Source organism: Jiangella asiatica, assembly GCF_004349065.1.
Classification (GTDB): Bacteria; Actinomycetota; Actinomycetes; order Jiangellales; family Jiangellaceae; genus Jiangella; species Jiangella asiatica.
Genome location: NZ_SMKZ01000019.1, coordinates 73,792 through 91,500 on the forward strand (window position 1 = coordinate 73,792; position 17,709 = coordinate 91,500).

Annotated in this window: 17 protein-coding genes; 12 read left to right on the forward strand and 5 right to left on the reverse strand. The window is 71.1% G+C overall.

What is annotated here, in order from left to right; translation table 11 throughout:
• Nucleotides 1-148 precede the first annotated feature (148 nt).
• The 4 genes from E1269_RS14870 (at nt 149) to E1269_RS14885 (ending at nt 3,771) form a co-directional block, all read left to right on the forward strand.
• Nucleotides 149-1,039 (forward strand): dihydrodipicolinate synthase family protein, encoded by an 891-nt coding sequence (locus E1269_RS14870; protein WP_131895786.1) that lies wholly within the window; start codon nt 149-151, stop codon nt 1,037-1,039.
• A gap of 85 nt (nt 1,040-1,124) precedes the next feature.
• Nucleotides 1,125-2,144: a LacI family DNA-binding transcriptional regulator gene (locus tag E1269_RS14875; protein ID WP_131895788.1), complete on the forward strand. Its 1,020-nt coding sequence runs from the start codon at nt 1,125-1,127 to the stop codon at nt 2,142-2,144.
• Nucleotides 2,145-2,251: 107 nt separating this feature from the next.
• On the forward strand, nt 2,252-3,151 hold the full coding sequence (locus E1269_RS14880; protein ID WP_239000902.1) for a dihydroxyacetone kinase subunit DhaK: 900 nt from the start codon (nt 2,252-2,254) through the stop codon (nt 3,149-3,151).
• On the forward strand, nt 3,151-3,771 hold the full coding sequence (locus E1269_RS14885) for a DAK2 domain-containing protein (RefSeq protein ID WP_131895792.1): 621 nt from the start codon (nt 3,151-3,153) through the stop codon (nt 3,769-3,771). The genes E1269_RS14880 and E1269_RS14885 overlap by 1 nt, the downstream gene beginning before the upstream one ends.
• Nucleotides 3,772-3,841: 70 nt before the next feature.
• Here E1269_RS14885 and E1269_RS14890 read toward each other — a convergent pair whose 3' ends face one another.
• From E1269_RS14890 to E1269_RS14905, 4 genes are read right to left on the reverse strand one after another with little or no spacing between them, the layout of a single operon-like run.
• Nucleotides 3,842-5,383, reverse strand: a complete 1,542-nt coding sequence (locus E1269_RS14890; RefSeq protein ID WP_131895794.1) for a glycoside hydrolase family 43 protein — start codon at nt 5,381-5,383, stop codon at nt 3,842-3,844.
• Nucleotides 5,380-5,844, reverse strand: coding sequence for a MaoC family dehydratase (locus E1269_RS14895; RefSeq protein ID WP_131895796.1), 465 nt, complete (start codon nt 5,842-5,844; stop codon nt 5,380-5,382). The genes E1269_RS14890 and E1269_RS14895 overlap by 4 nt, the downstream gene beginning before the upstream one ends.
• Before the next feature lie 2 nt (nt 5,845-5,846).
• A complete protein-coding gene (locus E1269_RS14900; protein ID WP_131895798.1) occupies nt 5,847-6,635 on the reverse strand; it encodes an amidohydrolase family protein in 789 nt (262 codons plus the stop codon).
• Nucleotides 6,632-7,423: an amidohydrolase family protein gene (locus tag E1269_RS14905; protein WP_131895800.1), complete on the reverse strand. Its 792-nt coding sequence runs from the start codon at nt 7,421-7,423 to the stop codon at nt 6,632-6,634. Before E1269_RS14905 ends, E1269_RS14900 begins: the two co-directional genes overlap by 4 nt.
• 164 nt (nt 7,424-7,587) lie before the next feature.
• Here E1269_RS14905 and E1269_RS14910 point away from each other — a divergent pair, with 164 nt between their 5' ends.
• The 8 genes from E1269_RS14910 (at nt 7,588) to E1269_RS14945 (ending at nt 16,625) form a co-directional block, all read left to right on the forward strand.
• On the forward strand, nt 7,588-8,664 hold the full coding sequence (locus tag E1269_RS14910) for a LacI family DNA-binding transcriptional regulator (RefSeq protein WP_131895802.1): 1,077 nt from the start codon (nt 7,588-7,590) through the stop codon (nt 8,662-8,664).
• Nucleotides 8,661-9,383 (forward strand): SDR family oxidoreductase, encoded by a 723-nt coding sequence (locus E1269_RS14915; RefSeq protein ID WP_131895804.1) that lies wholly within the window; start codon nt 8,661-8,663, stop codon nt 9,381-9,383. The genes E1269_RS14910 and E1269_RS14915 overlap by 4 nt, the downstream gene beginning before the upstream one ends.
• Nucleotides 9,380-10,891, forward strand: coding sequence for a CoA-transferase (locus E1269_RS14920; RefSeq protein WP_131895806.1), 1,512 nt, complete (start codon nt 9,380-9,382; stop codon nt 10,889-10,891). The genes E1269_RS14915 and E1269_RS14920 overlap by 4 nt, the downstream gene beginning before the upstream one ends.
• Before the next feature lie 9 nt (nt 10,892-10,900).
• Nucleotides 10,901-12,079: a thiolase family protein gene (locus tag E1269_RS14925; protein WP_131895808.1), complete on the forward strand. Its 1,179-nt coding sequence runs from the start codon at nt 10,901-10,903 to the stop codon at nt 12,077-12,079.
• 141 nt (nt 12,080-12,220) lie between these two features.
• Entirely contained in the window at nt 12,221-13,507 is a 1,287-nt protein-coding gene (locus E1269_RS14930; protein WP_131895810.1) for an ABC transporter substrate-binding protein, read from the forward strand.
• Between the two features lie 38 nt (nt 13,508-13,545).
• Complete coding sequence (locus tag E1269_RS14935) at nt 13,546-14,526, forward strand: carbohydrate ABC transporter permease (protein WP_131895812.1); 981 nt, start codon at nt 13,546-13,548, stop codon at nt 14,524-14,526.
• Nucleotides 14,527-15,414, forward strand: a complete 888-nt coding sequence (locus E1269_RS14940) for a carbohydrate ABC transporter permease (protein ID WP_131895814.1) — start codon at nt 14,527-14,529, stop codon at nt 15,412-15,414.
• 2 nt (nt 15,415-15,416) lie between these two features.
• Nucleotides 15,417-16,625: an enolase C-terminal domain-like protein gene (locus E1269_RS14945; RefSeq protein WP_131895816.1), complete on the forward strand. Its 1,209-nt coding sequence runs from the start codon at nt 15,417-15,419 to the stop codon at nt 16,623-16,625.
• 98 nt (nt 16,626-16,723) lie between these two features.
• Here the strand turns inward: E1269_RS14945 and E1269_RS14950 are convergent, their stop codons facing one another.
• Complete coding sequence (locus tag E1269_RS14950; protein WP_131895818.1) at nt 16,724-17,608, reverse strand: LysR substrate-binding domain-containing protein; 885 nt, start codon at nt 17,606-17,608, stop codon at nt 16,724-16,726.
• Nucleotides 17,609-17,709 lie beyond the last annotated feature (101 nt).

Below are 17,709 nucleotides of genomic sequence, written 5' to 3' on the forward strand. Positions count from 1 at the left end.
GGCATGTAAACGCCAGCTCAAGGCCGTTGTCCTGGTGCTCACGCGGCTCGTGGCATTGACAACGGGCGTCTTTCATGGGGACGATGGCGTCGATGTCACCGGTGACATCAACCGTTCTCAACAGTGCTCGACGAGAGGACCCGCCTCCATGTCGTTGAATCTCCACGGCGTCATCCCGCCGCTGGTCACGCCGTTCGACAGCGACGAGCATGTCGACGTCGAACTGCTGCGCGCCGAGGTGCGGCACCACCTCGATGTCGGTGTGCCGGGCCTGTGCGTCACGGGAAGCACCGGCGACGGCCAGATGCTGTCGGCCGAGGCGTCGGTAGCCGTCGCCCGGGCCGCGGTCGAGGAGACGGCCGGAGCGGTGCCCGTCGTCGCCGGAATCGTCCGCGACTCCACCGCCGAGGTCATCCGCTACGGGTTGGCGCTCAAGGAGACCGGCGTCGACGCGCTACAGGTCACACCGGTCCACTACCTCTTCCAGCCCGACGAGGCGACCACCGTCGACTACTACCGGCGCATCGCCGAGGCCACCGGGCTGCCGATCGTCGTCTACAACGTCATCCCGTACGCGCTGATCCCGGCGCCGACCGTCCTGCGGGTGCTGAACGAGATCCCGTCCGTTGTCGCCGTCAAGCAGTCCGGCGGCAACATCCACCAGCTCGCCGACCTGCTGCACGCCGACCCCGCGGGCGGCACCGTCCTGACCGCGGTCGACGACCTGCTGTACCCCGCGTACCTGCTCGGCGCGAAGGGCGCCATCAGCGCCACGCTCACCGTGGCGCCCGAGCTCGCGGTGCGCCAGTGGGACGCGGTCCAGGCCGGCGACCATCAGACGGCGCTGGCGATCCACAACAAGCTGCTGCCGGTCTGGCGCTCCATCGATGGGCCCAACATGACCGTCCGAATCAAAGCCGCGCTGCGGCTGCAGGGCCGCGACGGCGGCCTCGGCGCGAGCCCGCTGACCCCCGTCAGCGACGCCGAGCGCGAGGCCATCGCCACGGCCCTGACGGCCGCCGGGGTCACGGTCGTCTGAACGAGCCAGTCCGGTCCGGTGCGCCGGTACCATCCGGTGATCACCGGGCCGGACGGTCCCGCTCACGGCAGGTACTGGAGGTCTCATGGCGAGCATCCGGCAAGTGGCAGAGCATGCGGGCGTGTCGACCGCGACCGTCGCGCGGGTCCTGTCCGGGCGCATCACGGTGAGCCCCGAGCTCACCGAGCGGGTCCGTCGCGCGGTCGAGGAGCTGAACTACGTCCCCAACGACATTGCCCGCAGCCTGTCCCGCGGCCGGACGAACATGCTCGGCCTGCTGGTCTCCGACATCGGCAACCCGTTCGCCGCGCAGGTGGCGCGCGGGCTGGAGGACGAGGCCGCTCGGCACGACTACCAGGTGCTGGTCGGCAGCTCCGACTTCGAGCTGGAGCGCGAGACGCGGCTGCTGGACTCGTTCGCGGCGAAGACGGTCGACGGGGTCGCGCTGGTGTCAGCACGCGGCTCGACGCCCGCGATGGCGCGGCTGGCCCGCACCGGGCTGCCGGTCGTCTACGTCGACCGGCGGCCTGACGGCGACACCGCCGCGCCACTGGTGCGCACCGACAACGAGACCGCGGCGCGGCAGGCGGTGGGCCACCTCATCGAACTGGGCCACCGTGACCTCGCGATGATCTCCGGGCCGTCCTGGTTGCCGACGGCGTCGGCCCGGCTGCGCGGGTTCCGGGCGGCCTGCGCCGAGCACGGGCTCACCGTGCGCGCCGAATGCGTCCGCCAGGGGCACCTCGGCGTGGACGGCGGCGTCCGGGCGATGCGCGACCTGCTGGACCTCCCCGAGCGGCCGACCGCCGTGTTCTCCTTCAACAACCTCAGCGCCGTCGGTGCCCTGCACGCCCTGCGGGAGCGGGGCGTCACGGCGCCGCGTGACATCTCGCTCGTGACGTTCGACGACATGGACCTGTTCCCGTTCGTCGACCCGCCGATCACCGCCATCGCACAGCCGGCCTACGAGATCGGCGTCGAGGCGGGCCGCACGCTGCTGGCCATGCTCTCCGGCGCCGCCGTCGTGCCGCGCGAGGTCGTCCTCCCCACCGAGTTCCGGATCCGCTCGTCCTGCGCGGAGCCGCCGCACCGAGAGAAGGTCTGATCATCAAGAAGCTGCTGAACGACCCGGCCGACCTCGTCGACGAGGCCCTGGAAGGGCTGCTGCTGGCACACCCGGGACACTTCGCGGCGAGCGAGCAGAATCCGCGGGTGCTGGTGCGCCGGGGCGGCACACCCGCCGGCCAGGTGGGCATCGTCACCGGCGGCGGCTCTGGTCACCTCCCGCTCTTCCTCGGCTACGTCGGACCCGGGCTGGCCAGCGCCGTCGCCGTCGGGAACGTGTTCTCGGCGCAGTCCTCCGACGCCGCGCTGGCCGCCGTCCGTGCCGCCGACAGCGGTTGCGGGGTCCTCGTGCTGATCGGCAACTACACCGGCGACCGGCTGAACTTCGAGCTGGCCGCCGACCTCGCCGAGGCTGAGGGCCGTGCGGTCCGCATCGTCCGGGTCGCAGACGACGTCGCCTCGGCACCGCCCGAGCGGGCCGGCGACCGCCGCGGCGTCGCAGGGATCGTGTTCGCCTACTCCTGCGTGGGCGCGGCCGCGGCGCGCGGCGACTCGCTGGAGGACGTCGTCGCCGTCGCGGAGCGGACCATCGCTGCCACCCGCACCATGGGCGTCGGCCTGTCCGCCACCGTCCTGCCGACGACCGGCCGGCCGTCGTTCGAGATCGGCGCCGACGAGATGGAGATCGGCATCGGGATCCACGGCGAGCCCGGCCGGGTCCGGGGACCGCTGCGTCCGGCCGACGACATCGCCGACGATCTGTTGGACAGCGTGCTGGCCGAGCTCGGCCTTGGCGCGGGATCGCGAGCGGCCGTCCTGGTCAACGGGCTGGGCGCGACCTCGCCGGAGGAGCTGTACGTCCTGGCCCGCCGCGCGCACCACCGCCTGTCCGCCCTGGGCGTGGAGGTGCACCGCACGCTGGTCGGCGAGTTCGCCACCAGCATGGAGATGGCCGGCGCCTCGATCAGCGTGCTGGCGCTGGACGACGAGCTGACCGCCCTTTTCGACGCTCCCGCCGACTCGCCGCTCGTCCCGAGGAGCCTCTGATGCGCGCCGCCGCCGCGGCCACCTGGGTGGCCGACGCCTGTGATCGGCTGACCGACGCCAAGGACGAGCTCACTGAGCTGGACGCGGCCGCTGGCGACGGCGATCTCGGGGTGACGGTCGCGGCCGGCGCCACCGAGGTTGCGGCGGCGCTGCGGGCACTCCGGCCGGACGCCGGGGTGGCCGACGTGCTGCGCGTGGCCGGCGCTGCGTTCGCCCGCGGCAACCCGTCGTCCTTCGCCGCACTGGTCGGCGGCGGGCTGGTGGCGGCCGCACGAGCGACCGCCGACGCCGTCGCGTTCGACCCGGCGACCGTGCGTGCGCTCGTCGCCACCGCGGCATCGACGATCGCCGAACGCGGCGGCTCCGCGCCGGGCGACCGGACGGTGCTCGACGTCCTGGTCCCGCTCGGCGACGCGCTGGCCGCGTCGTCGCCGGCGCCCCTCGCCGAGCTCGTCGCCACCGCGAGCGCCGGCGTCAACGCCACGACCACGATGGTCCCAGCGCGCGGCCGGGCCGCCTGGGTCGGCGAGCGCGGCCTCGGCGTCCCCGATGGCGGCGCCACCGCCGTCCTGCGCTTCCTGCAGGCGCTGGGGAGCACCCGAGGTGAACAGGCGGCCTAGCGAGTCCGGTTCTCGGTGGCCGAGCGGTCTGTCGAGCGGTTCGGCCGCGGTGGCAGGTGCATGGCCTGGATCACGGTGACGAGATGACGTCGAGGCAGAATGCGCCGAACCGAGCCGCGGGCAGCGGTGCGTCGCCGGGCGGCGAACCGTGCGGCGAGGCTGCGAAGATCCCGAGGTGTGCACCGGTCCAGAAGCCGGCCGTCGCCTGGAAGGGGGCCGGGATCGCGGTCCATTCTGTCTCGCCTACCCGCCAGGCAAGCCGCACCTCTGCTCTCGGGCTGATGGCGGCTCGCAGTTCGACGACGGCGTCCCGGTCGAGCCTGGCCGGCGCCATGGAGAGCAGGTGTTCGCGGGGTCCGTCGCCTCCGGTGGCGGCGACGACGGCGAGGTCCCCGTCGGGACGGCCCTGGATTCCGAGCCAGCAGTACTCCCGGCCCAACACGACGAGGCCGGCCCGCGTCCCCGGAACCGCGTCGCGCAGTGACACCGTCACCTGAGCCGTCGACGCGCCGCCGGGCAGGCGCTGGGCCAGTACGTTCGGGAGTTCGCGCAGGTTGCCTGGATCGCCGGGGAACGCGGCCAGCTCGAGTTCGCCGTCTTTGGCGGCGGCCCATTCCGGGCGTGGGTTGGCCTGCCAGTACCACTGTAGGCCGATGCCGCCGGACCAGTCGTCGCTCAGCGGGATTCCCGTCTGGGACGCCCGGGCACCGACCGCGCCGGGACCGTCGAACGACGCCACGGGCTCGCCCGTCCCACCGTCCGCCACGGCGGTGCCGATCCGTGGCCAGCCGTCGTAGCTCCAGGACATGGGCTGCAGGTGGACCACGCGGCCGAACGGGCCGCGGTCCTGGAAATGCAGGTACCAGTCGCTGCCGTCGGGTGCGGTGACCCAGGTGCCCTGGTGTGGTCCGTTGACCGGCGACGAGCCCTGGGCGAGCACCGTCCGTTCCTCGTACGGCCCCCAGATCGAGCGGGCGCGGAAGACGGATTGCCAGCCGTCGGGTACGCCGCCTGCCGGGGCGAAGATCCAGTACCAGCCGTCGCGCTTGTGCAGCTTCGGCCCTTCGAGGACCGTGAATCCCGGCAGGTCGGTGCCGTCGATCACGGTGCGCCCTGGCCCGAGCAGCGCCGACGTGTCGGGCGCCATCTCGTGCAGGGTCAGTAGGTTGTTGATGCCGGCACGGGTGGTTGCCCAGCCGTGTGCCAGATAGGCGCGGCCGTCGTCGTCCCAGAAGGGACACGGGTCGATGAGCCCGCGGCCGGGGCAAAGCAGGTGCGGCTCGGTCCACGGTCCGGCCGGGTCGGTCGCGGTGACGACGAACAGGCCGTGGTCAGGATCGGGGTAGACGATGACGAACCGGCCGTCGTGGTGGCGCAGCGCGGGCGCCCACACGCCGCCGCCGTGGCGGGGTAGGTCGTAGTGGCCCTCGGGAACCAGCCGGGGTAGCGCGTGCCCGATCAGTTCCCAGTGCACGAGGTCCGCGGAGCGCAGGATCGGCAGGCCGGGGGCGCGGTTGAACGTCGACGCCGTCAGGTAGTACGCGTCGCCCACGCGCACGGCGTCGGGATCGGACCAGTCGGCGTCGAGGACCGGATTGGTATACGTGGTCACACCGCACGCACCAGGCGCAGCACTGGCTCGGCCACGCACGCCGGTTTCGGCGCGCCCGCCAGCTCGATCACGCAGCGAATGACTGCGTCGGCGCCGTCGTCGAAAGGCGTGAACGACTGCACGGTCGCAGTCATCCGAAGCCGCGACCCCACCGGCACCGGCGCGGGGAAGCGCACCTTGTTCAGCCCGTAGTTGATCGACGTGACGCCGTCCGGCAGCGGGAAGAGCTCGTAGATCCAATGCGCGACGAGTGACAGCGTGAAGTAGCCGTGCCCGATGGTGCCACCGAATGGTCCAGCGGCGGCGCGGACGGGATCGACGTGGATCCACTGCCGGTCCTCGGTGATGGCGGCGAAGGTGTCGATGCGGTCCTGGGTCAGCGTCAGCCAGCCGGTTGGGCCGTGCTCTACGCCGGCCAGGCCGGCGAGCACGTCCACGGAGCTCAGGTCGATCGTCGTCATCGTCACTCCGGGATGTCGAAGAGCCGCCGGGCGTTCCCGCCGAGGATCCTGCGCTTCGACTCGTCGGGAACGTCGGCGTGCAGGATCAGATCGAGGTCGAGACACCGGTCGCGCATGTAGGGGATGTCGCTGCCGAACATGAACCGGTCGTCACCGAGTTCCGCGACCACCCGCTCGATGGGGAACCCGTACTTCTGCGAGACGCAGGTGTCGAAGTACATGTTGGGCAGCTGCGGCGCCTGCCAGAGCGTGTACGACGTCTGGGTCGGGTCCATCAGGGCGTGCGCGTTGACGAACCGCAGTTCGGGGAAGGCGGCGGCCAGCTTGCCGACTTGGAACGGCGCCTCCAGCCACGAGTGGATGGCCGAGTGCAGCTGGGCGATCGCGCTCGGGTGCGCGGCCAGCCGCTCGATGATCGTGAACATCGTCGGGTGATCGGCCGGGAAGCCCTGGAAGTCGTTGTGGAACGACAGGCCGGAGAAGCCGAGGTCGCCGACCGTCCGGTCCACCTCGGGCAGCGCGGGCGCGCCGTGCCGCGGCTCGACGGCGGCGAGGATGCGTGGGAAGCGGTCCGGGTGCGCGTCGCGGGCGGCGGCGATGGCGTCGTTGACCGCGCGGGTGCTCTCGATGCCATCGGGATCCTCCTGTCCGGGAATGGGAGAGAGGACGGCGCAGCCGATGCCATTGACGTCCAGCTTGCGCAGCAGGTCGTCGACGCCGCCGGCCACCGACAGCGCCGCGCTGGCGCCCAGATGCACGTGAACGTCGACAATGTCGTAGTGGTTGGTCACCGGGCCGCCTCCTCGAGGCCGAACAGCCGCCGGGCATTGCCGCCCAGGATCAACGCTCGGTCGTCGTCATCGATGTCGGCGACTCGCACCATCTCGAGGTGGTGCGAGCGGGCGACGTCGGGGATGGCGCTGCCGAACAGGATGCGGTCGGCGCCGATCTGCTGTACCGCCCGTTCGACCGTCGACAGCTGGGTCTTCGCGCAGGCGAGGTCGAACCAGATGTTGGGCTGTCGCTCGGCGAGGTCGACGCTGGCCGCCTCGTGGGTGATGTCCATGAACGCGTTGAAGCTGACGAACCGCAGCGACGGGTTCCGTCGGGCGACGACGCCGAGCCGGAAGGGCGAGCGCAGCACGGAGTACGCCATGGTGAAGACCGCCATGACGGCGCCGGGCACGGTGGCCGCCGCATCGAGCAGCGGCCGCATGGCGTCGCCGTCGATCGGCTGCCCGCACACGTCGTTGTCGAACACCAGCCCGCTCAGCCCGAGCTCGGTCAGTGCGCGGTGCGCCTCGTCGGCTCCGCGCCGCCCGTGCCGCGGCTCTGCTACGCCCAGCCCGACCGGGAAGCGGTCGGGCCACGCGTCGACGGCTCGGCGGGCGGCGTCGTTCTGCGCCGCTGTGCTGCGCACCCCGAGCGGGGTCTCGTACGACGGTGACGGCGACAGGACGGCGGTGTCGATGCCGTTGGCGTCCATGGTGCGCAGCACACCCTCGACGGAGTCGGCCGAACCGGTAGGAGCGTCGAAAGCGACGTGCACGTGGACGTCGAGAACGGTCGGATCTGGCATGTGGGGTCCTCTCGGCGGCGGTGCGTCCGCGCGGACCACCTCCGCCGCGGCCACCCCGCCCGGACACCACTCTTATTCGATTAAGTCCAGGGATGTCAAGGGTCTTGACGATGGCCGGGGGGACGGGTCTACGATTGGCCTTAATCGATTAAGGAGGTGTCGCCGTGACCGCCGAACGGGACGGTGCGAAGCGATCGCGCGGCCGCCGCGTGACGCAGCGCGAGATCGCCGACATCGTGGGCGTCTCCAGCGCGACCGTCTCCTACGCGTTCAACGGCACCCCGGGCGTCAGCGAGGACGTCCGGCAGCGCATCCTCACTGTCGCCAAGGACCTCGGGTTCCGGCCCAATCGGACCGCCCAGGGGCTGCGGCGCGGCCGCATGAACATGATCGGGCTGCTGCTCGCCGACATCGCGAACCCGTTCTACCCGGAGCTGTCCTCCGGCGTCATCAACGCCGCGTCGGCGCACGGCAGCCAGGTGTTCCTGGCCCAGGTCGGCCTCGGCGGCATGCTCCAGGCCGAGGCCGCGCGCAACCTCGTCGATCGCGGCTGCGACGGCCTGGTCTTCACCTCCGTGGTCGACGGAGACACCGAGCTACTGCGCGAGCTGCAGGCTGCCGACACCCCATTCGTGTACGCAAACCGGCGGGTCGACGCCATCCCGGCCGACTGGGTGCACGTCGACGACTTCGCCGCGTCGCGCGAGGCGGCCGAGTGGGTCGTCCGGTCCGGGCGCCTGCAGGTCGCGGTCATCGGCGGCCCGTCGGAGTCGTCGGTCAGCCATGACCGGGCGCGCGGTGCGCTGGCGGCGCTGGGTGCGGCCGGACTGAGCCCCGTCGACGAGCGACTGATCGACGGGGAGCTGTCCCGCGACAGCGGCCGCGAGCGGTGCGCCGCGCTCCTCGACTCCGGCGCCGCGGTCGACGCCATCGTCTGCGGCAACGACATGATCGCGCTCGGCGTCATGGACGTCTGCCACGCCCGCGGCGTGCTCATCCCCGAGGACGTCGCGATCGTTGGCTTCGACGACATGAGCTTCGCCTCGGCCGGCCCGCTGCAGCTGTCGACGGTGACCGTGCCGCGCCAGCTCATGGGGGAGCGGGCCGTGGCCATGCTGTTCGACCGCATCGACGGATACGACGGTCCCCCGCGCGAGGAGTGCCTGCCGCACCAGCTGCGGATCCGCGCCACCACCGGCCCGCGCACGGCCGGCCCCACCGACCAGAGAGGGACCGCATGACCCTGCACGGACAGACGGCGATCGTCACCGGCGCGGCGGCCGGCATCGGGCTGGCCGTAGCCGCCCGGCTGGCGGCGGCTGGGGCCCGGGTGCACTGCGTCGACGTCAGCCCGGCGCTCGCCGACGCGGTGAAGGAGCTGTCCGGAGCGGTGCCGGTTCAAGCCGACCTCACCGACCGCGCCGCCACGCACCGCCTCGTTCATGACATCGCCGAGCGAGACGGAAGGCTCGACGTCGTCGTCAACGTGGCCGGCATCACCCAGGACGCGTTCCTGCACAAGATGACCGACGAGCAGTGGGATGCCGTGCTGGCCGTCAACCTCACGGCCGTGTTCACCGTCACCAGGGCGGCCGTGCAGATCCTGCGGGCGCAGGGCGGCGGGCGCATCGTCACCATCTCTTCGGCGAGCTGGCTGGGCAACCTCGGACAGGGCAACTACGCGGCGGCCAAAGCCGGCGTCGTGGGCCTCACCTTGACCGCGGCGCGCGAGCTCGGGCGCTTCGGAGGGACGGCGAACGTGATCTGCCCCGGGTTCATCGACACCGCCATGACCCGCGCGATGCCGCCGGATCTTCAGCAGGCCCAGGTGGCGAAGACGTGGCTCGGCCGCGCGGGCGAGCCCGACGACGTCGCCAAGGTCGTGGAGTACCTGGCCGGCGACGGCGCGGCGTTCGTGACCGGCGAGGTCGTCAACGTCGGCGGCGGGTACCGGATATGAGCCGCGTCCCCCGGTTCGTCACCGCCGACGAGGCCGTCGCCGCCATCCCCGACGGCGGCACCGTCGCGACCGACGGCTTCACCCTGCTCGGCGTGGCCGAGGAGGTGTTCGAGGCCGTCGAGCGCCGATTCCTCGCCACCGGCACCCCGCGCGGGCTCACGGTCGTCGCCGCGTCGGGTCAGTCCGGCAACGAGCTGGGCTTCGAGCACTTCGCGCACGAGGGTCTGGTCGGCCGGGTCGTCGGGTCGCACTGGGGGCTGCAGCCGCGCATGTCGCGGTTCCTGCGCGACAACGGCGCGGAGGCCGTGTGCCTACCGCAGGGCCAGATCTCCACGCTGTACCGTGCCATCGCGGCCCGCCGGGCGGGGAATCTCAGCCGCATCGGTATCGACACCTTCGTCGATCCCGAGCGCGACGCCGGGCGCATCAACGAGGCGGCCGCCGCGGCACCGCCGTACGTCGAGTCCGTGCACATCGACGGCGAGCGGCACCTGCTGTACCGCAGCTTCCCCGTCGACGTCGCGATCATCCGCGCCACGTCGGTCGATCCGGACGGCAACTGCTCCATCGCCGAGGAGGCCGCCACCCTGGACCAGCTGGCCATCGCGCAGGCCGCGAAGGCGTCGGGCGGCATCGTCATCGTGCAGGCCAAGTACGCCGTCGACCGCGGCGCCATCGCACCGCGCGAGGTGATGGTCCCCGGCCAGTTCGTCGACCTGGTCGTCGTCACGACCGACGCCCAGCGGTACCACCGCCAGTCCAAGGGCTTCCCGTTCGACGCGCGGCTCGTCTCGGCCGGCGCCGTCCCCGCCGACCCGGCCGAATTCGTCCTTCCCGAGGACCGGCTGGCCATCGGCCTGCGCGCGGTGCGCGACCTGAGCCCGGGCGAGATCATCAACATCGGCACCGGCATCCCCGGCGACGTCATCAGCGCGGCACTCGCCGAGGCCGGGCTGGCCGGGCAGGTCACCGTCACCGTCGAGGCCGGCACCCACGGCGGTGCCCCCCTGGGCGGCACCGACTTCGGCGCGACCCTGCACCCCACGGCGATCATCCCGCAGTCGCACCAGTTCGACTTCTATGACGGCGGCGGGCTCGACGCCACGTTCATGGGCGTCGGCGAGGTCGACCGCTTCGGCAACGTCAACGTCTCTCTCTTGGGCGAGCGCGTCATCGGGTGCGGTGGTTTCATCGACATCACCCAGAGCACCCGGCGCATCTACTTCTGCTTCGTCCTCGGTGGACGCCATTCGAAGTTCGTCCGCGACGTGGGTCACCTGACATTCAACGGCACCCGCGCTCACCGGGAGGGCCAGGAGGTCTGGTACGTCACGGAGCGGGCGGTCTTCCGGCTGACCGGCTCCGGGATCCGGCTGGTCGAGCTGCGATCCGGCTACGACCTGCACGACGACGTCCTGGCGCTGATCCCGTTCGACATCGAGGTCGACAGCGACGCGCTCGCCGTGGCCGCCGCGCCACCCGTCACGATTCCCTCGACCCAGCGCTAGGAGGCCAGCATGCCCGATCCCATCGTCATCGTCGACGGCGCCCGCACCCCGGTGGGCGGCTTCGACGGCGCCCTGGCGTCGACGCCGACTCACGAGCTCGGCGCGACCGCGATCCGCGGGGCGCTCGAGCGCTCCGGGGTCAGGCCCGACGAGGTCGACGACGTCGTGCTCGGCTGCGTGGGCCAGGTTGGCCCCGAGGCGTTCAACGCCCGGCTGGCGGCGCTGAAGGCAGGGCTGCCGCCGTCGTCGAACGCCCTCAACGTGAACCGGCTGTGCGGCAGCGGCCTGCAGGCCGTCTGGACGGCGGCACTGCAGATCATGGGCGGCGACTCCGAGGTCGTCGTGGCGGGCGGCAACGAGAACATGAGCGCGCAGCCGTTCCTCGACTTCCAGGCCCGCGACGGCAACCGGCTGGCCGACCGCGTGCTCGTCGACGGCACGCTCAGCCTGGTCACCGACCCGTGGCGCCGGGCGCCCATGGGCACGACGGCCGAGAACGTCGCCGAGCGCCACGGCGTGAGCCGCGAGCGGCAGGACGCGTTCGCGCTGGCCAGCCAGCGCAAGGCGGCCGCGGCCCAAGAGGCCGGCGTGTTCGCCGAAGAGATCGTGCCGGTGGTCGTGCCGTCGCGGAAGGGCGAGGTCGTCGTCGACCGCGACGAGCACCCGCGGCCCGAGGTCACCCTCGAGAAGCTGGCCCGGCTGCGCCCGGCGTTCCGCCCTGACGGCAGCGTCACCGCGGGCAACTCGTCGGGCATCAACGACGGGGCCGCCGCGCTCGTGCTGATGCGCGAGTCGCGGGCCAGGGCGAACGGGCTGGAGCCGGCGGCCCGGATCACGGCCTTCGCCAAGTCCGGCACCGACCCCGACTACATGGGGTACGCCCCGACGTACGCCATCGAGCGGGTGCTCGACCGGTCTGGGCTCACCATGGGCGAGGTCGGTGTGGTGGAGCTGAATGAGGCGTTCGCGGCGCAGGCGGTCGCCGTCGCCGACGATGCCAAGATCCCCGAGGACCGGCTCAACCCGTACGGCGGGGCGATCGCCCTCGGACACCCGGTCGGCGCCACCGGCGCCGTCCTCGCCCTCCGCGCGGTCTACGGCCTGCGCCGGCTCGATGTCGAACACGCGCTCGTCACGTTGTGCATCGGCGGTGGCCAGGGCGTCGCGATGGTCCTGAGCCGGTTCTGAACACCTTGGTTTCCAAGACGTCACCCCGGACGGCGTCCCAACGTCAGTGATAGCTTCGACTTACTCGATTAAGTGATCTCGTGGTGTATCGCCAGATCACTACGGCGGGAGCGCCGGTCGAGCCGCAAGGAGGCGGCTGTGATGCGAAAGCAGAAGAACGTCTTGTTCTCCCTCTCCGTGGTGACGGTGCTTGCCGTCACCGCGGCCTGCGGGCCAGACTCATCCGGGACGTCCAGCGACTCCGGCGAGCCCGCAGGCGACATCACCGTGACGAGCTGGCGGTTCGCGGACCCGTCGGCCGTCGGAACGCTGCATTTGGAACTCATCGACGGGTTCAACGAGAGCCAGGACGCCATCAACGTCACCACCGAGGCCATCCCGTACAACGACGTCAACACCGAACTGGTCAACTCCGTCCTCAGCGGCGCGCCGGCCGACCTCGTCGCCATCGGGCCGTCCGAGCTGGCCAGCAACGCCGAGTACCTGCAGCCCGTGGACGACTTCTGGGAGGCCGAGGGCGCGGAGTTCCAGGACGCGTTCAGCGAGACCGCCAGGGCACTGGCGACGCACGACGGCCAGCTGTGGGGGATCCCGATCGAGATGTCCACGACCGACGGCATGTGGTTCAACAAGGACGTCCTGGCCGACTCCGGCGTCGACCCGGAGCAGGCCGTCAGCTCATGGGAGAACTTCCGGGCGGCGCTCGAACAGATCAAGGCCGCCGGCCACACCCCGATGCTGTTCGAGGCGGCCAACGCAACCCGCATGGATCGGCACTGGTCCTGGTACGTCGCTGGCGGCGCCGACCTCACCGACCCCGACCAGTACGTCGAGCAGATGTGCACGCCCGAGTCTGAGGAGACCTTCACCTTCCTGACAGACCTTTACCTCGACGGGCTGACGCCCAACCCGGCCGGTATCGCCTACGACGAGGCCACCCGGCAGTTCTCCGCCGGCGACGTCGGCTTCTACGCCGACGGCCCGTGGGCGCCCACGACGTACGAGGCCTACGACGCGTCCATCCTCGACAAGCTCGGCTACACCCACCTGCCCCCGAAGGAGGAGGGCGGCGGGTACGGCGCCAACGTCGATGGCCTGCTCTGGGCGATCCCCAAGGGCTCGGCGAACCCGGAGGCCGCCTGGGAGGTCATGAAGTTCATGAGCTCCGTCGACGCCGAGGAGCGGCAGGCCGCCAACGGCAACCTGCCGACCCGCACGGAGGTGCTGCAGTCCGCCGTCGTGGCCGACGACCCGATGCTCGCGCACTTCGGGGCGCTGATCGACGAGCACGGCTATCCGCGGCCGCGGGCCGACTTCATCGGCGAGTTCAAGCAGATCTTCATCACCGCCTACCAGGCCGCGGTCACCGAGCAACAGTCGCCGGCTGACGCGCACGCGTCGGCGTGCGACCAGCTGCGCGGACTCTGACGTCCGCGATCCGCGGCAATGATGCGGAGGTCGAGACGATGAGCGGCACACGACGGATGGAGCGGCCAGCTCCGGAGCGGCCGGCGACGCCGACCGCCGCCGGCGCCACCGGGGCACCTGGATCGCGCCCGAGGCCTCGACGGCGGACGGTCTCGGCCGGCGACCGGGCGATCTTCTTCGGGCCGCTCATGGTGGTGCTCGTCGGCATGCTCGCGTTCCCCATCGGGTTCGCCCTCTACGCGAGCTTCGCCGACGTCGACAACCTGTTCTCGCTCGAGTTCGCAGGCGCCGCCAACTACCAGGAGCTGTTCGAGCGTCCGGCCGACCTGGTCACGCCGTTCCTCAACACGCTGCGCTTCGTCGGCGTCTCGGTCGCGGCGGCGCTGGTGCTCGGGTTCGGCGGCGCCCTGCTGCTCAACACCACGCTGCGCGGTCGGCGCTGGTTTCGCAGCGCCCTGCTGTTCCCGTGGGTGATCCCGACCGTGCTGGTGGCCCTGCTGTGGCGCTGGATCATGGACTCCAACCTCGGTGGGGCGTTCAACGGCCTGCTGGCCGAGGTGGGCATCATCGACGATCCGGTGAGCTGGCTGGGCAGCCCCGACTGGGCGCCATGGGTGATCATCCTGGCGCAGGTCTGGCATGGCTTCCCGTTCGTCATGATCATGCTGCTCGCCGCGCTCCAGGCGATCCCGGACGAGCTCTACGAGGCCGCCGCGGTCGACGGCGCCGGCCCGGTCCGCCAACTCACCGCCATCACCTGGCCGGGCGTGCGGCCGATCTTCGTCCTGGTCGGGACCCTGGAAGGGCTGTACGCCTTCCGGGAGTTCGCGACCATCGACGTGCTGACGAAGGGCGGCCCGGCCGGCTCGACCGAGGTGCTCGCGACCCAGGTCTATCGGCTGTTCTTCGAGTACCACCAGTTCGGAAAGGCCGTCGCGCTGGCGGCGCTGATGTTCCTGCTCGCCCTGCTGGCGACGACATTCTTTTTGCGGCTGTCGATCCGAGGGGACGAGGACTGAATGGCCACCATCACCGACACCGCCGTGCGGCAGCGCCCCGGGCGCCGCCCGAACCGGCGGCCGCGTTCTCGCTCCGTTGGGGCGACCGGACGGTACGTGCTGCTGGCGCTCATGCTGCTGTTCGCGCTGCTGCCGTTCGCCTGGATGCTCATCACGGCCATCAAGCCGGCGGCCGAGGCATACACGACGCCGATCATCTGGTGGCCCTCGACGCCGACGGTCGAGAACTTCGTCGCGGTCCTCACCAAGACCGACTTCCCGCGGGTCGTCCTCAACACCGTCATCGTGGCCGTGTCGGCGGCCCTGATCAGCACGACGGTGGCCGTACTGGCGGCATACGGGCTGTCCCGGTTGGCCGGGAAGCGCGCGCAGGTGCTGATGATCTCGCTGCTGTTCGCGCAGATGATCCCGACAGTGTTGCTGGTGATCCCGTACTTCCTCATCTTCCGGCGGCTCGGGCTGGTCGACACCTTGCTCGCGCTGGTCATCACGAACGTCTCGTTCACGGCGCCCATCGCGACCTGGTTACTGCTGCGGTTCATCGGCAAGGTGCCGAAGGAGCTGGACGCCGCCGCGATGATCGACGGTTGCACGCGGCTCGGCGCGCTGCGCCGCGTCGTGCTGCCCGCGGCGCGGTCCGGCGTGGCCGCTGTGTTCTTCTATACGTTCCTCGTCGCCTGGCACGAGTACCTGTTCGCGCTCTCGCTGACGTCGTCTCCGCAGAACCAGGTGGCCACCCTGTCGATCGCCTCGCTGGTCGGGCAGTACTCGGTCTCCTGGGGGCAGTTGATGGCGCTGGGCATCCTGGTCGCCCTGCCGTTGATCGTGCTCTTCCTGATGGTCGAGCGGAGCCTGATCGAGGGCCTGGCCGGCGGCGTGAAGGGCTGACGATGACGAGGATCAGCGCGGTCTCCTTGTCCTTGCTCACCCACCCGTCGCCGGTCGGCCGAGACGCCGACGGGATGATCTCGGTGGGCACTCCGGGCGAAGGGCACGCCGTCGTCGTCCGCATCCGCACCGACGACGGTGCCGAGGGCTGCCACGTCGAAGACGACGTCATGGTGGTAGACCAGCTGCGCGCCGACCCCGGCATCGTCACCGACGTGGTCGCACCGGCCCTACTCGGTGAGGACCCGGCGTACCGCGAGCGCATCTGGCAGCGGCTCGCCCGACTGCAGCGACTGCATCTGACCCGGTTGCATGACCGCATCATCGCCGTCGTCGACATCGCTCTCTGGGATCTGGTCGGCCGGATGCTGAACAGCCCCGTGCACAGCCTGCTCGGCACGTACCGCGACACGGTTCCGGCCTACGCCAGCACCATGATGGGTGAGACGGCTGGGCCGTTGTCCACACCCGAAGGCTTCGCCGACTTCGCCGAGCAGTGCGCCGAACGCGGCTTCCAGGCATTCAAGCTGCACACCTGGGCACCGCTGGCCAGTGGCGATGCGGACTGGCGGCGCGACGCCTTGGCCTGTGAAGAAGTGCGCGAACGGGTCGGCGGGCGCTTGCGGCTCATGCTCGACCCCTGGCACTTCTACGACCGCGAGGACGCCCTGCGCCTCGGCCGCGTGATCGAGGACCTGGACTTCTTCTGGTACGAGGAACCCATGACCGAAGCGTCGCCGGACAGCTACGTGTGGCTGTGCGACCGGCTGGACGTCCCGGTGACCGGCCCCGAGATCGCCGCCGGAGGGATCCGGACACGCGCCGACTGGATCGTCCGCGGCGCATGCGACATCGCGCGCGCCGGCGTGCTCGACATCGGGGGCATCACGCCCATGGTGAAGTGCGCGGCGCTCTGCGAGGCGCTCAACGTGCCGCTCACCCTTCACCTCGGCGGAGTCGCCAGCCTGCATCTGCTGGCCGCCATGCCTATCAACGGCTGGTACTACGAGCGGGGCCTGCTCCACCCGGATCTGGACCTCGACGCCGTTCCACCGTGGCTGGGCCGCCCGGTGGAGGTGATGTCCGCCGACGGGCTGATGGCCATCCCGGACGGTCCCGGCCTCGGCTGCGACTTCGATTCGGACTTCCTGGCCGCGCACGAGCAGATTCTCGGTGTCACGACCGAGCCGCCGACGCGCGTCCGGACCTGAGCCGACCGGTCTACGCGCAGCGTGGGCAGGCGCATCCGCACCGCCTGGAGCGGACCAGTCCGCCTCTGGGACGTTGGGCGGCCCGACCGGCGGCGTGCTCAGTCCATCGAGGGGTGGCTCTCGGGCGCGGGCGGGAGGGCGTTGAGGAAGACGTCGTGGGCGACGGAGTGCCGATCGGCCCGCCAGGCCACCACGAGGGTGCTGCTGTTGCCTTCGACGGGGACGAAGGACAGGCCGTCGGCGGACCAGGAGGCGTAGCTGGCAGGCATGAACGAAATGCCGAAGTGCGCCCGGACCAACGCGAAGATGCCGTGGGTGCTGCCCATCTCGTCGGTGACGCGGGGCGCGAACGGCCAGTCCCCGCAGTGCGTCGCCATCCACGAGGGGTTGGAGAGGAACGGCGTGTCCGCGACCATGGCGAGGTCGCTGCGCGTGGCCAGCTGCCGGCCGGCGAGCGGATGGTCGTCCGGGACGACCATGCAGACCGGCTCGGTCGACAGGTGCGCGGTGCGCCAGGGCGCAGCTGGCGGCAGGTCGCGGACGAACGCGAGGTCGTCGGTTCCGTTCTCCAGGCCCGCGGTCTGGAGAACCCAGGACCGGTCGATGAGGGTGAAGGTCAGTCCCGGGTGGTGCTGCCGGACGGTCTGTAGCGTGGGCATGACGAACGACTCCACCGCGGAGCCGATGAAACCGATGGACAGGTGCCCGATCTCGCCGCGGCCGGCGCCGCGTACCCGCTCGATGGTGCGCTCCAGATCGGCGAGCAACCTGGCCGCCTCGCGGTGCAGCAGCTTCCCGCATTCGGTCAGTGCGACCGTGCGAGTGTCGCGGACCAGCAGGTCGGCGCCGATGCGTCGCTCCAGGTCGCGGATCTGGCGGCTCAGCGCCGGCTGGCTCAGCAGCAGCCGGTTCGCGGCCCGGCTGAAGTGGAGCTCCTCGGCCACGACGGCGAACGAGCGGAGCAGCCGGATCTCAACATCCATGCGTGCATCGTATCAATTAGGTACCACTCAGTATTGGACTGCATAGCTTGCACGTGGCTACGGTCCCGAGAGGAACGCACGATCGCGAGCGCGGAGGAAGC

Excerpts from the sequence above, each read along its gene's own strand:
- E1269_RS14925 (WP_131895808.1), top strand. The coding sequence starts at position 10,901 with ATGCCCGATCCCATCGTCATCGTCGACGGCGCCCGCACCCCGGTGGGC.
- E1269_RS14875 (WP_131895788.1), top strand. The coding sequence starts at position 1,125 with ATGGCGAGCATCCGGCAAGTGGCAGAGCATGCGGGCGTGTCGACCGCG.
- E1269_RS14940 (WP_131895814.1), top strand. The coding sequence starts at position 14,527 with ATGGCCACCATCACCGACACCGCCGTGCGGCAGCGCCCCGGGCGCCGC.
- E1269_RS14895 (WP_131895796.1), bottom strand. The coding sequence starts at position 5,844 with ATGACGACGATCGACCTGAGCTCCGTGGACGTGCTCGCCGGCCTGGCC.
- E1269_RS14870 (WP_131895786.1), top strand. The coding sequence starts at position 149 with ATGTCGTTGAATCTCCACGGCGTCATCCCGCCGCTGGTCACGCCGTTC.
- E1269_RS14930 (WP_131895810.1), top strand. The coding sequence starts at position 12,221 with ATGCGAAAGCAGAAGAACGTCTTGTTCTCCCTCTCCGTGGTGACGGTG.
- E1269_RS14915 (WP_131895804.1), top strand. The coding sequence starts at position 8,661 with ATGACCCTGCACGGACAGACGGCGATCGTCACCGGCGCGGCGGCCGGC.
- E1269_RS14885 (WP_131895792.1), top strand. The coding sequence starts at position 3,151 with ATGCGCGCCGCCGCCGCGGCCACCTGGGTGGCCGACGCCTGTGATCGG.
- E1269_RS14945 (WP_131895816.1), top strand. The coding sequence starts at position 15,417 with ATGACGAGGATCAGCGCGGTCTCCTTGTCCTTGCTCACCCACCCGTCG.
- E1269_RS14935 (WP_131895812.1), top strand. The coding sequence starts at position 13,546 with ATGAGCGGCACACGACGGATGGAGCGGCCAGCTCCGGAGCGGCCGGCG.
- E1269_RS14905 (WP_131895800.1), bottom strand. The coding sequence starts at position 7,423 with ATGCCAGATCCGACCGTTCTCGACGTCCACGTGCACGTCGCTTTCGAC.
- E1269_RS14920 (WP_131895806.1), top strand. The coding sequence starts at position 9,380 with ATGAGCCGCGTCCCCCGGTTCGTCACCGCCGACGAGGCCGTCGCCGCC.
- E1269_RS14950 (WP_131895818.1), bottom strand. The coding sequence starts at position 17,608 with ATGGATGTTGAGATCCGGCTGCTCCGCTCGTTCGCCGTCGTGGCCGAG.